Here is a 14,808-nt window from a genome sequence, read left to right on the forward strand (position 1 = left end):
GTCGACCTCCGCACGGTCGACCTCCGCACGGTCGCCGCCCCGCCCGGCATGAAGAGCGGATGAAACACCCCCTCTTATCCGGACATCTCCTCAGGTGTGTTAGCCCAACGGAAGGATCGCCACATGGGGCCACCCGAGCCCGAACAACGCTTCGAGGAGATCTACATGGCGCACTATCCCGCCGTGGCCACCTATGTCCGGCGGCGCGCCTCCTCACCCGACGACATCGCGGACGTGATCTCCGAGACGTTCACCACCGCCTGGCGCCGGCTGAGCGACGTCCCCAAGGGCGACGAGGCGCGGCTCTGGCTGTACGGCGTGGCCAGGCGCGTGCTCGCCAACCACTTCCGCGCCGAGGAACGCCGGGCCGCCCTGGCCCTGCGGCTCCGTGACGAGATCACGACCTGGGAGACGTCCGTCACCGGCGACGGCCTCGCCCACCAGGCGTTCAGGCGGCTCTCCGACGACGACAGGGAGCTGCTCTCGCTGGTCGCCTGGGAGGGACTCAGCGGTCCCGAGATCGCCAAGGTGCTCGGCTGCTCGCGCGGAGCCGCGCGGCTCCGGCTCCACCGCGCCCGCAAACGGCTGGCCAAGGAACTCGCCGACCTCGACCCCGACCTCACCGGCTACGGCCGGCGGGTCGTGTCGCTCGCGAAAGGAGACTCATGACCAGGGACATCGACGCGCTCGTCGCCCGATTCGCGGCCCCGCCCGTCACCGAGGTGAGCGAGGGCGCCCGCGAGCTCATGCATGACATCATGAGCACCGCCGAGCCCGCGCCCCGCAGGACCCGCAGGCGTCTGAGCCTGCGGGTGGCCATACCCGCGGGCGCCCTGCTCACGGCCGCCGTCCTGGCGATGAGCTGGCTGTTGCCCACTTCATCCGCGGTCGCGCTGGACATCAAGCGCGAGGGTGGCTACTACATCATCGCGATCAAGGACCTTTACGCCGATCCGGAGAGCTACGAGACTCAGTTGCGAGCTGTGGGACTCAACATCTCGCTGCGGGTGATTCCCACGACCCCCGCGCTCGAGGGCTCGGTCTTCCCCACATCTCCGGACAAGCGGCACCTGCCCGAGATCCAGGGCATCAACCCGCCCGGCCAGTGCGGCAAGATGGACGGCTGTGCCATCGGGGTGAAGATCCCAGTCGGTTTCAAGGGCACCGCCCACATCGACGTTGGCAGGAAGGCGCGGCCGGGCGAGCGCTATGAGAGCACCACCTCGTTCGACGCCAAGGGCGAGCCCATGCACTGCGTCCCCTACTACAACAAGAGCGTCGCCGAGGTGCGGGCCATGTTGCGGGAGCGGGGCGTGAGCATCGAGGAGTTCATCGTCACCGATCCCGACTCCAAGGACGCCCGTGACTACGACGTGGCGGATTCCGTGCCGGACTCGTGGCTCGTGCACGGCGGCACCCTCAACGAGCCCGGATCGGCCACCATTGTCGTGCACGAAAAGCCGATGCCCCAGAAGAACATCGACAACCTCAACGCCGCCAACGGTTGCCCCTCGTCGTGATCTTCGTGGCTGACGTCGTCGTATGACTGTTCCGCACCGTACGCTGCTCGGCCTGTCCGGAGTGCCCGGACAGGCCGTGCCGTGGTTCGTCCCGGCACTGGTGGCAGGCGCTACGGCGCTGCTCAGGCTTCGGCTCGGGCGACGTCGAGCGCCTCGGTGAAGCGGGCGTACCTGTCCAGCTCCGCCTCCACCGGGTCCAGCACGTGCTCTCTGGCGACTTGGCCGATCGCCGCACGCAGGGCCTTGGCCGTACGCCGGGCGCGGCGCCTGCCGCCCGCCCAGGCCGCCAGCCGCGACAACAGAGCGATCAGCACACCCGCGAGCGCCCCGCCCATCAACAGCGCCGTCGGCCACGGCATCGTCCCCAGTGTGGGGAGGGGCGGCTGCGGCAGCCGCAGGTAGTCCATCCCGAACAACCCGCCCAGCCACAAAGCCCCGCCCGCCATGGCCGCGAACACCAGCCACTGCAGCACGTTCACGACCCGCCACCACCGGGGGCGCCTGGTCGCGACGACAGAGGTGGTGGCCACCGCCCTGTCCAGCGCGTCCGCCAGGTCCTGCAGGCGGGATCGGGACGCATGCCGCACCGCCGCGGCCCACGGCCCGGGCAGCCCGGCCGCGGCCGCCTCACCGACGTCCCTGATCGCCGTCTCGACCTGGGCCCGCTGCGTGGCGGACGCGGCGGGGACGGACGTACGGCCGACGACCTCGCGAGCCGGTCCGCCCGGCTTCCTGGCGGGGGCGATGGCGGCGATGCGCAGCCTGCGGAGCGGATCCGGCCGGAACCTGCGGATCCACCGGGTGACCGGCCACCCCGTGGCCACGACCGCCCGGTGCCGGTGCCCCTTGGCCACGGCCTCGAGAACCAGCGGCACCCCGGCCGCCTCGGACAGCGCCCCCGTGAGCGTTCGCTCCAGCGCCACGCCACGCTTCCCACCGTGGGCGACCCCCGCGGAACCGCCCACCGCCACGCGCCCGCCTGGCTCGGCACTCCGGCCCGAGCCCAGGACCCCACCGGGCCCGGCGCTGCTTCCCGAGCTCACGCGCTCACCAGGTTCCGAGCCCCTGACCGACGCCGCTGTCTCGAGCGGCGCTGTGGGCGAGTCGCGGTGCGTGGCCGCCTGCGCCATGATGCCATCCATGCCATCCGCGGCACCCGCAGCACTCGATGCGGGCCCGATCAGCGCGCCCACCGCCCGGTCCGTCGAAGCCGCCGGGGCGGTGGCGAGGAGTCCGGCGGCGGTGGTGATGTCGGCGGTCAGGCGGGCGGACCAGGACGTACGCTCGGCCACGCGATCCGCCAGGAGTGAGCGGAACTCGGCCAGGCCCGTGCCCGTGCGGGCCGAGACGGGGAGCACCGGCACCCCCGCCAGCCCGTCCTCCTCCAGGAGGCGGCGCAGGTCGCGTACGCAGCGCTCGACGGCCTGCGGGGGCAGGCGGTCCACCTGGTTGAGCACCACCAGCATCACGTCGCTGTGCTCGGCCAGCGGGCGCAGGTAGCGGTCGTGGAGCGCGGCGTCGGCGTACTTCTGCGGATCCACCACCCACACCAGCAGATCGACCAGCTCGACCAGGCGGTCCACCTCCAGGCGGTGGGAGAGCCGGATGGAGTCGTGGTCCGGGAGGTCCAGGAGGACGAGTCCCGACATTTCGGGATTGATGTCGGGGTTTGCCGCTGTGGCGGAGTGGCGTTGCGGGATCTCCAGCCAGTCCAGCAGCGGGCCCGCTCCCTCCCCGTCCCAGAGCGCCGCCTGGGCCGTCGAGGTCGTGGGCCTGGTGACGCCGACGGCGGCCAGGTCCTCTCCGGCCAGGGCGTTGTAGATCGACGACTTCCCGCTGCCCGTGGCCCCGGCCAGCGCGGCGACGGTGTGGTCGATGGAGAGCTCGCGGCGTACCCCGGCTCGCTCGGCGACTGCCCGCGCCTCGGACACCGCCGACTCGGCCAACCGCCCCTCCCCCAGCGACGCCGCCTCCAGCAGTGCGGCCAGCCGGGAGTCGAGGGAGGGCCCCTCCTTACGGCGCAGCAGCCTCACCGGCCCTCCCCTTCTCCCGCACCACCGCCGCCCCCGGACGGCGGAGACGCAGGCGGCGTAGAGGGCTCAGCGGCGCCAGCGCCCGGTCCTGCGCCCGGTCCTGCGCCCGGTCCTGCGCCCGGTCCTGCGCCTCGCGCGTCACCTGCGGGCAGGGGCGGGAACTCGATCGTGTCGCTCTGCCGCCGGTCGGCCGTCGTGTCTGGTGCAGCGACCGCCGGGAGCTCGGCCGTGTCACCGGACCGTGGTGAGGCAGGTGCGGTCGCCGGGGGAAGGTCGGCGCGGTGGGCGCGTACCGTCTGCAGGGCGGCGCGCAGCTCGGCCGCCGTGCCGCGCGGCGGCTCGATGGACTCCAGGAGGGCGGTGAAGCGGGCGGATTCGGCCTCCAGCAGCCCGCGCACCCGCTCCCGCAGGTCCTCCCGTGCCCGCACCGTCAGCGTCCGCACCGCCTGATCCCCGAACACCGCCTCCAGCAGCTTCTGCGACAGCACGCTCGTCCCGCCCGCGATCCCTACCTCGATCCCGGTCAGTCCGCCGGTGGAGGCGAACACGGCCAGCATGAGCAGCAGCCCGACCCCGTTCACTCCGAGTGAGGCCAACCTGGCGGTGGTCCGCTTCTCGGCCCCTTCGGCCCGCACCAGGTCCAGGACGTACTCCTGCCATCCCCGCACCGCCGCCTCGGCCCGCTTGCCGAGGTCGGGCGAGGCGCGGCCGAGCCGGGCGGACTCGACGGCGCCGAGCCGTTCGAGCAGGCCGGGCCCGCCGGGGGCCGCCGACCAGCCCTCCAGCGCGCGCTCGGCGGCCCCGTCGGCGGCGCCCCTGATCAGGGCCTCGACACCGCTCTCCAGTGCCTCCTTGAGCTGGACCTCCGGCACCCGCCCGGTGAAGAAGCCGACGATCCGGTCGCGCAGCCACCCCACCCGACTCTCCAGGGAACGCATGAGGTCGCCGGTGCCGATGAAGTCCTGCCAGCGGGCCAGCACCTCGCCCCGCAGCAGCGAGCCGTCCCGCATGCCCTCGTCGAAGTCGGCCATCCCGCCCGCGTACGCCCCCGAGACGATCGAACGCAGCCCGTCGAAGGCGCCCTGCTGGCGCGAGATCGCCACGGCCAGCGCCGGCACCCGGGTGTCCAGGCTGTCGAGCGCCCCCGACAGCGTCTGGCGCACGACACGCGACCGCTCCGCCGCGTCCTCCGCCAGCCCGGCCAGCCAGGAGACGATGGGCCCCACCGACTCGGCGGGCAGCCTGGCCTTCTCGGAGGGGAGGACGGCCTCGGGGACGGTGAACAGGCGGGTGCCGTCGAGTCCGTTCTCGGCCAGCAGGCGGGCGAGATCGCGCGAGACCGGGTCCACGGCGTCCGGGGGCACCCGATCGAGGACGACGGCCAGCGCCGTGCTGCGTTCCCGGGCCGAGCGCAGGAAGCTCCACGGGACCTCGTCGGCGTAGCGGGCGGCGGTCGTGACGAACAGCCACAGGTCGGCGGCGGCCAGCAGTTGCGCGGCGAGCTCCCGGTTGGCGGTCACCACCGAGTCGATGTCGGGCGCGTCGAGCAGCGCGAGACCGGCACCCAGAGCCGGCGAGGTCACCACGCGCAGCGCGCCGGGGCCGTCGCCGGTGGCGCGGGACAGGCCGGGCAGCACGTTCTGTCCCATGAACCAGGCTCGGTCGGCCGGGTTGACCACGAGCGTGGGCACCAGCGTGGTGGGCCGCAGCACCCCCGGCTCGGCCACGTCGGCCCCGACCAGCGAGTTGACCAGCGTGGACTTGCCCGCGCCCGTGGACCCGCCGACGACGGCGAGCAGCGGCGCGTCCAGGGCGCGCAGCCTGGGGAGCAGGTAGTCGTCGAGCTGCCCGGTCAGCTCCCGCAGCGCACGCCGGTCCGCCGCCGCCTCACCGATCGCCAGCGGGAACAGCTCGCGATCCAACGGCCGGCGCAGCCTCTCCAACGCGCTCAGCAGGTCCATACCCCCACGCTAGACCCCCATTTCGCCTGAGAGCTTCCACGGGGAGACTGTTTTCGCAGATAGGGACTCACATTGCCGGGTTCGAGAGCGGAATCCCGGATCGGGCCGCCACCAGCCCGGCTTCGACGGCCTTGAGCAGCGCGAGCGCGGCGTCGAGGCGGCCGGTGTCGTGACCGGACCGGTCCTGCGACACCGAAGGAAGCGCCACCCCTCTTTCGAAAACACTATGGAAAGACTCTGTCACATTGGGTAACCTATGGAATGCGTGATGTAGCTGTGACAGGAGATGCGCGATGGCGATCCGCCGCTCTGCCACCAAACGGCAAGGTCTGCCGTCGGTGGTGCAACTGCGGCTCACGCCCACCCCGGATCAGGCCGACGCACTGACCGCAGCAGTGCGGGTGTGCAATCAAGCGGCGACCGTCATCTCCCGCTTGGCCTGGCAGCAGCGTGTCTTTACAGTACTGAACCTGCACCGGCTGGCCTACCATCCAGTGCGCACACAGGTGGTCGGGCTGGGCGCGCAGGCCGCTATACGGGCCATCGCCAGGGTGGCCGGCGCATATGCCAACCGACGCGCCACGAAAAAGCGGGCTCACATCTTCCGCCCTCACGGCGCCATCCCCTACGACGCGCGCCTGATGAGCTGGAACCGCGATGCCCGCGCCGTGTCCCTGTGGACACCCAGAGGCCGCGTAACCCTGCCCTACACCGGACGGCTAGAAGCCCTCAAGGCCATCGACACGCTGCCGATCGGGGAGGCTGACCTGATCTGCCGTCGCGGCATATGGCTGCTCCAGGTCGCCGTCACTCTGCCTAAACCGGCGGTTCGTGAGCCGGTCAACGGTTTCATAGGAGTGGACCAAGGAGTGGCCAACCTGGCGGTCACCAGCGACGGTGTGGTGCTGCCCGGTCTCGCGCTGAGCGGGACGATTAGTTTCAACGGCCACGTCCGCGCGCTAAGGCAGCGGCGGCATGGTCAACGCCGCCGCCTTCAGAAGAAGGGCACTCCTGCGGCGCGGCGAGTGCTGCGCCGCCTGTCCGGGCGTGAGCACCGGATGATGACTGACCTCAACCACCAAATATCTAAGTACGTGGTGCGCGAAGCCGAACGCACCGGCCGCGGCATCGCCCTGGAAGACCTCCAGGGCATCCGCGGGCGGGCAAGGGCTCACCGGCTCCAGCGGCGCACTCTCCACTCCTGGGCCTTCGCCCAGCAGATCGCCTTCACCCGCTACAAGGCCGCCCGCGCCGGGATCGCTTTCGTGTTGGTCGATCCCGCGTATACGTCGCAGGCGTGTCCGGAGTGCGGGTATGTCTCCCGGGCGAATCGGCCGGCGCGGGGCCGGTTCTCCTGCACCCGGTGTGGCCTCGCTGGGCACGCCGATCACATCGCGGCCCGCAACATCGCAGCACGCGGTGTTGCGGGCTGGGCTGTTGTCAACCAGCCGCACGCTACCGGCTTCCCTTCAGCCAGACGGGACCGTGAGAGCAAACCATCGGCTTCAGCCTGTGGTAGTTGACGTTCGTCTTCGCCCTGACCATGCAGAACAGGCTGCACGCAGACAACATGCACAGCGGCATAGGGACCTTGCCGATGGACTGGCTGTCCCTAGTCCAGCTCGCCCTGGCTCCCGGCGTGGCACCTCGCCACCCGCCCTGACGTGCTACTACTGGCCCGCGGGCGGCTCTCTCAGTACGTAACCGACACTCCGCAACGTGTGAATGAGGCGCGGCTCGACATCGTCCACCTTGCGCCGCAGATAGGAGACGTACGACTCGACGACGCCGGCGTCACCGCCGAAGTCGTAGTTCCACACGTGGTCGAGGATCTGCGCCTTCGACAGCACGCGCCCGGCATTGACCATGAAGTAGTGCAGGAGCTTGAACTCGGTCGGCGACAGGCGCACCTGGCGCCCACCCCGCCACACCTCGCGGGCGTCCTCGTCCAGCTCCAGGTCGGCCACCTTCAGCCTGCTGGCGGGCGCGCCGTCGGAACGGGTGCGCCGCAGCACCGCCCGGATCCTGGCCTGCACCTCCTCCAGGCTGAACGGCTTGGTCACGTAGTCGTCCCCGACCCGCAGCCCCGCGATCTTGTCCTCGGTGGCGTCGCGGGCGGTCAGGAACAGCACGGGCGCGTCGATCCTCTTGGCCACCTCCAACCCGTCGAGGTCGGGCAGCATGACGTCGAGCACCACGAGATCGGGCGAGGCCCGCTCGGCCACCTCGACGGCCTCCTGCCCGTCGGCGGCGGTGAGCACCTCGAACCCGGAAAAGCGCAGGCTGGCGGAGAGCAGGTCCCTGATGCTGGGCTCGTCGTCCACCACCATGATCAGCGCCTCGGGTTTCGTCACCTACTTAGAGTGACGCAGTCACCTGAGGGTTAGCTGAAGGCTCACTCCAAGGCAAGTGGGAGTTCGACGCGGAAGGTGGAGCCGCGCTCCGGCGAGCTGTCCACGGTGACCGCGCCGCCGTGGGCCCGCACGAGCGCCCGTACGATGGCCAGGCCCAGGCCGCTGCCCCGGTCCTCGGCCGAGCGGCGGCGGGACCTCGCGGAGTCGGCGCGGTAGAAGCGTTCGAAGACGTGCTCGACCTGCTCGGGGGTGAGCCCGGGGCCGGAGTCGACGACTTCGAGGAAGACCCTGTCGGCGCCCGCCCCTGCGCGGACGATGATCGGCGATCCGGGCTCGGTGTGGACGATCGCGTTGGTGACGAGGTTGCTGATGACCTGGCGCAGGCGTACCTCGTCGCCGGAGACGATCAGGGCCGCGCCGCCGACCACGTCCAGCTTGATCGTCCGCTCGGGCGCGAGGATCCTGGCATCCTGTACGGCGTCCGCGGCCAGCGCCAGCATGTCGACCGGCCGCATCTGCAGCGGCCGCTGCTGGTCGACCCTGGCCAGCAACAGCAGGTCGTCCACCAGCAGGCTCATCCGGCCCGCGGCCTTCTCCACGCGCTGCATCAGCTCGGCGGGGTCGGCGCCGGGGTTCTGGCGGGAGTATTCGGCGAAGCCGCGGATGGAGGTCAGCGGGGTGCGCAGCTCGTGCGAGGCGTCGCCGACGAACTGGCGCATGCGGTCCTCGGACCGCCTGGCCGCCGCCTCGGAGGCCGACCTGGCGGCGAAGGCGGCCTCGATCTGGGCCAGCATGCCGTTGAGCGACCTGGCCAGGCGGCCCACCTCGGTGCGGGGGTCGCCGTCCGGCACCCGCCGGCCGAGCTCGCCGCCCGCGATGGCCTCGGCCGTACGCTCGATCTCGCCGAGCGGCCGCATGCTGCGCCGGACGATCGTGACGCCCACGACGGCCAGGATGAGCAGGATGCCGCCGCCGCCCAGCAGCTCGATGAGCGCCAGCCGCCGGGTGATCGCATCGACCTCCTCCAGGTCCACGGCGACCACGATGGTGCTGCGCTGGATCTGGGAGTGCAGCACCCGCCACTCCCCGCCGCCCTGGACCGCGGGCGTGGTGTAGGGAACGGCCCCCGGTGTGGGCGACAGGACCGGCTTGGGCTTCAGGTCGACGTCGCGGTCGTCGCGCATGGGCTCGAACACGCCGCCGGGCTCCTTGACCAGGGCGATCGCGTCGGACTCGATGAGGAGGGGCGATTGGGAGGTCTGCTTGTCCTTCTTCCAGTCGTGCACGACCTTCTTCTGCATGCGCTGGGCGAGGAGCCCCAGCTGGCCGTCCACCCGGCCGATGAGATAGGTGTGCAGCACCGAGACGCTGACCAGGCCGATGAAGGTCATGCCGAATCCCAGCAGCGCCAGCATCGACGCGATCAGCTTGACCCTCAGCGGCAGAGCGCTCATCAGGGACTCGGCGGCAGGCGAAGGACGTATCCGACACCCCGCAGGGTGTGGATGAGCCGGGGGCTGCGATTGTCGATCTTCCGGCGCAGGACGGACACGTACGACTCGACGATGCCCACCTCGCCCCTGAAGTCGTAGTCCCACACGTGGTCGAGGATCTGCGGCTTGGACAGGACCCGGCCGGCGTTCGTCATGAAGTAGCGCAGCAGCTTGAACTCGGTCGGCGACAGCGCCACCGCGTTGCCCCCACGCCACACCTCGTGGCTCTCCTCGTCCAGCTCGATGTCGGCGAACGTCAGCCTGGGCGGCGCCGCCGGCTGCTCCCCGCTCGTACGGCGGAGCACCGCGTGGATCCTGGCAACCACCTCCTCCAGGCTGAACGGCTTGGTCACGTAGTCGTCGCCGCCGATCGTGAGCCCGCGGATCTTGTCCTCGGTCTCGTCACGGGCGGTCAGGAACACCACCGGCGTGTGCAGGCCGCCGCCGCGCATCCGCTTGACGATCTCGAAACCGTCGAGGTCGGGCAGCATGACGTCGAGCACGACGAGGTCAGGGCGGTGCCGTTGCACGGCGGCGACGGCGTCGAGGCCGCTCTTGGCCGTGGTCACGTCGAAACCCGCGAACCTGAGGCTCGCGGCGAGGAGCTCGAGGATGTTGGGGTCGTCCTCGACTATCAGCAGGCGTGATTCCATCACATCCAAGAATGCACTCATCGGACGAGTGCTGGGACAATTCCAGCGATGTGCTTGGCGATCGCGAGGCTCGACGTGGCCGCGGGGGACGGCGCGTTACGCACCAGCACCACGTTGCCGTGCACGTCCACCACGAAGTCGTCGACCAGCCGCCCGTCCCTCGACACCGCCTGGGCGCGCACACCGCCGGGGACGCGGACCAGGTCGGCGGAGGTGAGCTCGGGCACGTAGCGCTGCGCCGCCCGCAGGAAGGCGCGCTTGCTGAGAGACCCGTGGACCTCCTTGAGCCCGGTGCGCCAGTGTTGGCGGGCCATGCGGAGGGTGCCCGGCCAGCCAAGAATTTGCCGAAAATTCCGGATATTGCGCCATCGATAGCCCTCGTAGGCCAGCGCCAGCACCGCGTTCGGCCCCACCAGCACCTCACCGTCGGTCTGCCGCGTCAGATGGACCCCCAGGAACGGATACCGCGGATCCGGCACCGGATAGATCAGCCCGCGGACGAGGTCCTTCGCCGCGCCCCTCAGCGCGTAGAACTCCCCGCGGAACGGGACGATCCTGACGTCCCCCGGATGCCCCGCCATCCTGGCAACCGCGTCGGTCCACAGCCCGCCGCACACCACCAGCCGGTCGAAGGCGAACCGCCGCCGCCCCGCCAGCACCTGCACGCCCGCCGGACGCTCCCTGATCGCCCGCACGGGGTGCGAGAGGCGTACGGACCCGCCCAACTCCACCACGTCCAGCGCGAGGCGGCGGGCGACGGCGGGGAAGTCGCAGATCGCGGTGTGCGGCGAGTGGATCGCGCCGACGCCGACCGCGTGCGGCTCGATCTCGCGCAGCGCCAGCGCGTCCAGCTCGGCGATGCCCGGCACGCCGTTGGCGCGCGCCCGCTCGGCCAGCGCGCTCAGCCGGGGCCGCTCGGCGCTGGTGCTCGCGATGACCAGCTTGCCGACCTCGTCGTACGGCAACTCGTTGGCAGCGCAGTATTCCTTGAGCAGCGCCACCCCCTCCCGGCACAGCCTGGCCTTGAGCGAGCCGGGCGGGTAATAGATGCCCGCGTGCACGACGCCGCTGTTGTGCCCGGTTTGATGGGCGGCGACGCGGCCCTCCTTCTCCAGCACCGTCACCTCGGCGCCCCTGGTGGCGGCGAGCTCACGCGCCACCGCGAGCCCGACGATGCCCGCACCCACGATCCCGATCTTCTCCGTCACACGACGATTTTCCGGCTAACCAGCCGCTCCCGCCATATCTCCACGAACAGCGGCGATCAGCTCCGGCATGGTCCGAGATCACAGAACGGCTTTTGCCGGGAGAGTGCGCAGGCGAGCTCCAGACCGCCGCCCGCCGGCGCCTCCACCGCACCTTCGGTGAGTTGATGCCGTCGGCAGTAGTCCTCGTCACGCCCTTCCCCTGATACCCGGCGACCGACCAGAACGATCCGTCGTCATGTGTCCCGACGTGGCCGAACGGTAGGCGGCGCGAATCTCCCCCTCGGTCTGGGCCCATCGCGTCGAAGAGGATCGCCTTCGGCCGGGGCATCACCCCACGATGCCCGATGGCCTCCGCCGCAGTGCCGGCGTGGCGGCTCCCACCACGGCGACGGCGCCGAGGCACAGCAGGCCCCCGCTGACCAGGGCCGTCATGCCGGACGTGGCGTCCGCGACGAGACCACCGCGCACGTTGCCGAGGTCCGCGTTGATCAGGGGGAACAGGCTGACCGGCATCGAGAGCACGGTGGTGGCCAGGTCCGTGATCAGGGCGCCGCGGACGACGGGCGTGCGGGCCAGGAAGACCAGGCCGTCCAGCACTCCCCGCAGACCGGGACGGGCGGGCTCGCCCACAGGGGTGATCGGCGGCAGTCCGAGCACGCCGTAGAGCGCGACGACGAAGGTGAGCGCATCGACCAGGTAGCAGCCGGCGACGCCCAGCGCACCCACGACCAGCCCGCCCAGCGCGGGGCCCACGAGCATGGTGGCCTGGGAGGCGATCCGGTTCAGCGCCAGCCCGGCGGCCAGTTGATCCTTGGGCAGCAGGTGCGGAACGAAGGTGCGTGAGGCCGGGCCGCCGACAGCGGCCAAGCAGGCATGCGCGACCACCAGCCCCAGGACTCCGGCGGGTGGGAGGTGTCCGAATAAGCCCTGTAGCGCCGCCGGTCCAGGCGGTGCTCTTCGTCGTCTGCCAGACCTGGAACATCACGGCGACGAGCGTCATCTGGTTGCCGAGCCCGGACAGGGCCTAGCCGATCAACAGCCGGCGGAAGGGTGGCGAGGCCCGCAAGGGGGACACGTCGAGCAGCGCCCGCTTCACTCCCACGCGCGGGCCCCTTCCGCTCCCCCTCGGGCTCCTCTCACTCCCACTCGGGGTCCGCCGCCAGCTTCTCGGCGATCCGATCGTGGAAGCTCTTGCGGGCGAGGGCCTGCTCGATGTCGGCGACGACCCGGGTGAGCGGGTACGGGATCTCGGCCTCGATCTCCGCGATGGCGGCCTCGGTGGCCCGCCACTCCGCCGCCAGACGGCCGACGATGGCGCGGGCCTCGTCCGTGAGCGTCACCTTCTTGCTTCGCGCGTCGTCGCCCGCGGCGGTCCGGACCCATCCGGCGGCCCGCATCGCGGCCACCTTCTGGCTGAGCGCCGAATGGGTCCGGCCGACCGACTCGGCCAGCTCGGTGATGGTCATCGGCCCGCGGGCGTGGAGCCGGAGCAACTCCATGACGAAGCTCGGCTTGAGCCCTTTGATGCGCCTCTCGGAGTAGAGCCGGGCGATGTCCGCGTCCATCGACTCCTGGAGGAGCCGCAGAGGCCGCCAGAGGCTCTCCTCGGTGGGATCTGATGCATGAGGTTCGACCACGAGGACATCATAACAGTCCTTATATAAGGACTGTTATGCCCTCAGGGACACAAAGGGAGCCACACGACGTGGCTCGGACGCGCTACCGCCGGACTATCGGCCGGGGCGATACCACCGCCGCCCTTCCGCCCACGGCGCCCGACTGCTCGCACCGGATCCCGCCGACGGTGCGCGGCCCGAGCCGATCGCCATTGGCACGGCACCCGACGGGAAACGCCGTGTGACACCGCGGCCTCCAGTCAATCGTCGTGAACGGGGCTCCTGGGGTCGCCGCTCAAGTGCGCAGTTGCGCATTGAGCCGCGCGGCCTGTCGCGTGAGGTGGTCGCGTTCGGGGAGGCTGGACGCTGATCGGGCGGCCTCGGCGTAGAGCCGTGCCGCGGTCACTGGGTCACCGTCACGCTCGTGCAGGTACGCCGCGGCGGCGGTGTAGCGGGGCAGGGCGGGGTCGAGTTCCGCCAGGGCGGCCAGGCCGGCCCGCGGGCCGTCGGCCTCGCCGACCGCGACGGCCCGGTTGAGGCGGGCCACCGGGCTGTCGGTGAGGCGCACCAGTTCGTCGTACCACTCGACGATCTGCACCCAGTCGGTCTCCTCGGCTGTGCGGGCGTCGGCGTGCAGCGCGGCGATGGCGGCTTGGGCCTGGAACTCACCCAGGCGGTCGCGGGTGAGGGCTGCCTGGAGCACGTCCACGCCCTCGGCGATCAGGCGGGTGTCCCACAGGCCGCGGTCCTGCTCGGCAAGGGGCACGAGCCTGCCGTCGGGAGCGGTCCGTGCCGTACGCCGTGCGTGGTGGAGCAGCATGAGCGCGAGCAGGCCCGCGACCTCCTCGTCGCTGGTCTTGGCCGCCAGTTGGCGAGTGAGCCGGATCGCCTCGGCGGCGAGGTCGACGTCGCCGGAGTAGCCCTCGTTGAAGACCAAGTAGAGCACGCGCAGCACGGTGGCGACGTCCCCGGGCTGGTTGAACCGGACGCCCGAGACGGTCCGCTTGGCCCTGCTGATCCGCTGGGCCATGGTCGCCTCCGGCACGAGGTAGGCCCGCGCGATCTGACGCGTAGTCAGGCCGCCGACCGCGCGCAGTGTGAGCGCGACGGCCGAGGCCGGTGCCAGGGACGGGTGCGCGCACAGGAAGTACAGCCGGAGCGTGTCGTCCACCGCCTCGCCCGGGCCTGGCACGGGCTCGGTCTCGACGCGTACCTCGCGGTGCCGTCGGGAGGTGTCGGCGCGGGCGGCGTCGAGGAACTTACGCCAGGCCACGGTGACCAGCCAGGCCTTGAGGTCCCGCGGCGGGTCGTCCGGCCACACGCGCACGGCCTCGACCAGGGCGTCCTGCACGGCGTCCTCGGCCGCCGCGAAGTCGGCTCCGCGCCGGACGAGGACACCGATCACCGCGGGCACCAGCTCCCGCAGCAGCGAATCGTTCACTCGGTCACCGTGGGCTGCGCGGCGTAGAACGGGCGCACCTCGAGCCACTCGTGGATCGGCTTGCCACCCGCACCCGGAGCCGCGGACAGTTCGCCCGCCAGCTCGATTGCCCGCTCATAGGTCTCGACGTCGATCACCACCCAGCCGGCGATCAGGTCCTTGGTCTCCGCGAACGGGCCGTCGGTGACCGGCGGCCGCCCCTCGCCGTCGTAGCGGACGAACGTGCCCTCCGGGGAGAGCGCCTGACTGTCGACTAACTCGCCGGTGCCCTCGAGCCGAGCGGCGAAGTCACGCATGTACTGCACGTGGGCCGAGAGCTCCTCCGGCGTCCACTGCTCCATCGGCACGTCGTTGACCGGCGCCGGCGCGCCCCGGTAGTGCTTGAGCAGCAGGTACTTGGCCATCGTGTTTCTCCCTGGTGTGGTATAGGCCCATTGTGGCCGTGTTTCACTCCGGGGACGGAGCCGCGGGCGGGTTCTCGACATCCACGCGCGGCCCGAAGCACTCTCCCACCGTTAATCGAACCTGA

General features: G+C 71.1%; 13 protein-coding genes and 1 pseudogene. 3 read left to right on the forward strand and 11 right to left on the reverse strand.

Annotated elements, in window-relative coordinates:
• Positions 1-123: 123 nt before the first annotated feature.
• Both ID574_RS40455 and ID574_RS40460 read left to right on the forward strand, forming a co-directional pair.
• Positions 124-669, forward strand: coding sequence for an RNA polymerase sigma factor (locus ID574_RS40455; protein ID WP_188194311.1), 546 nt, complete (start codon positions 124-126; stop codon positions 667-669).
• Positions 666-1,520, forward strand: coding sequence for a hypothetical protein (locus ID574_RS40460; RefSeq protein WP_188194312.1), 855 nt, complete (start codon positions 666-668; stop codon positions 1,518-1,520). The genes ID574_RS40455 and ID574_RS40460 overlap by 4 nt, the downstream gene beginning before the upstream one ends.
• 122 nt (positions 1,521-1,642) lie before the next feature.
• Here the strand turns inward: ID574_RS40460 and ID574_RS40465 are convergent, their stop codons facing one another.
• From ID574_RS40465 to ID574_RS40475, 3 genes are all read right to left on the reverse strand, one after another.
• Positions 1,643-3,553, reverse strand: coding sequence for a GTPase family protein (locus ID574_RS40465; RefSeq protein ID WP_188194313.1), 1,911 nt, complete (start codon positions 3,551-3,553; stop codon positions 1,643-1,645).
• Positions 3,550-5,514 carry a GTPase family protein gene (locus ID574_RS40470; RefSeq protein ID WP_223167576.1) on the reverse strand — a complete coding sequence of 655 codons (1,965 nt, stop codon included), beginning with the start codon at positions 5,512-5,514 and terminating at the stop codon, positions 3,550-3,552. Before ID574_RS40470 ends, ID574_RS40465 begins: the two co-directional genes overlap by 4 nt.
• A gap of 67 nt (positions 5,515-5,581) precedes the next feature.
• Complete coding sequence (locus tag ID574_RS40475; protein WP_188194314.1) at positions 5,582-5,758, reverse strand: hypothetical protein; 177 nt, start codon at positions 5,756-5,758, stop codon at positions 5,582-5,584.
• Positions 5,759-5,807: 49 nt separating this feature from the next.
• Between ID574_RS40475 and ID574_RS40480 the strand changes: the two genes are divergently transcribed.
• Positions 5,808-7,037: an RNA-guided endonuclease InsQ/TnpB family protein gene (locus ID574_RS40480; RefSeq protein WP_223167577.1), complete on the forward strand. Its 1,230-nt coding sequence runs from the start codon at positions 5,808-5,810 to the stop codon at positions 7,035-7,037.
• A 147-nt stretch (positions 7,038-7,184) separates the two neighbouring features.
• Here ID574_RS40480 and ID574_RS40485 read toward each other — a convergent pair whose 3' ends face one another.
• The 8 genes and pseudogenes from ID574_RS40485 to ID574_RS40520 all read right to left on the reverse strand — a co-directional run bounded on the left by ID574_RS40485 (position 7,185) and on the right by ID574_RS40520 (position 14,683).
• Positions 7,185-7,844: a response regulator transcription factor gene (locus tag ID574_RS40485; RefSeq protein WP_223167587.1), complete on the reverse strand. Its 660-nt coding sequence runs from the start codon at positions 7,842-7,844 to the stop codon at positions 7,185-7,187.
• Between the two features lie 65 nt (positions 7,845-7,909).
• Complete coding sequence (locus ID574_RS40490) at positions 7,910-9,322, reverse strand: sensor histidine kinase (protein WP_188194316.1); 1,413 nt, start codon at positions 9,320-9,322, stop codon at positions 7,910-7,912.
• Complete coding sequence (locus ID574_RS40495; protein WP_262496108.1) at positions 9,322-10,014, reverse strand: response regulator transcription factor; 693 nt, start codon at positions 10,012-10,014, stop codon at positions 9,322-9,324. The genes ID574_RS40490 and ID574_RS40495 overlap by 1 nt, the downstream gene beginning before the upstream one ends.
• A 17-nt stretch (positions 10,015-10,031) precedes the next feature.
• Positions 10,032-11,222 carry an L-2-hydroxyglutarate oxidase gene (lhgO, locus tag ID574_RS40500; RefSeq protein WP_188194318.1) on the reverse strand — a complete coding sequence of 397 codons (1,191 nt, stop codon included), beginning with the start codon at positions 11,220-11,222 and terminating at the stop codon, positions 10,032-10,034.
• 327 nt (positions 11,223-11,549) lie between these two features.
• Positions 11,550-12,134, reverse strand: a pseudogene (locus tag ID574_RS40505) (MFS transporter); the annotation flags it as partial.
• A gap of 224 nt (positions 12,135-12,358) precedes the next feature.
• Positions 12,359-12,859, reverse strand: a complete 501-nt coding sequence (locus ID574_RS40510) for a MarR family winged helix-turn-helix transcriptional regulator (RefSeq protein ID WP_223167578.1) — start codon at positions 12,857-12,859, stop codon at positions 12,359-12,361.
• Between the two features lie 274 nt (positions 12,860-13,133).
• The gene (locus tag ID574_RS40515) at positions 13,134-14,279 is read right to left on the reverse strand and encodes an RNA polymerase sigma factor (RefSeq protein ID WP_188194319.1); all 1,146 of its coding nucleotides are present in this window, start codon (positions 14,277-14,279) and stop codon (positions 13,134-13,136) included.
• Positions 14,276-14,683, reverse strand: coding sequence for a YciI family protein (locus ID574_RS40520; protein ID WP_188194320.1), 408 nt, complete (start codon positions 14,681-14,683; stop codon positions 14,276-14,278). Before ID574_RS40520 ends, ID574_RS40515 begins: the two co-directional genes overlap by 4 nt.
• Positions 14,684-14,808 lie beyond the last annotated feature (125 nt).

Source organism: Nonomuraea sp. SYSU D8015 (assembly GCF_008065375.1).
Lineage (GTDB): Bacteria > Actinomycetota > Actinomycetes > Streptosporangiales > Streptosporangiaceae > Nonomuraea.